General features: G+C 60.4%; 1 protein-coding gene. It reads left to right on the plus strand.

Annotated elements, in window-relative coordinates:
* On the plus strand, window positions 1-250 hold a 250-nt coding region (locus ACYYG1_RS17715), incomplete at both ends, for a hypothetical protein (protein ID WP_461211648.1).

Consider the following 250-nt stretch of genomic DNA (forward strand, 5'->3'; position numbering starts at 1 on the left):
GTGGCTATCGCAACGGTCATGCGAAGAAGCTCGAAGTTGCCAAGTGGACGCGCGAACTCGACCTGCCGCTGACGGTGAATGCGGTGATGCACCGGCAGAACCTGCATCAGCTCGCAGACATCATCCAGATGGCCGTCGATCTCGATGCGGACCGGCTGGAAGTCGCCAATGTGCAATATTACGGCTGGGCGCTGAAGAACCGCGCCGCCTTGATGCCGACCATCGACCAGATCGACGAGACCAGCCGCAT

The sequence above is a fragment of the Desulfocurvus sp. DL1XJH-121 genome (genome assembly GCF_054819825.1).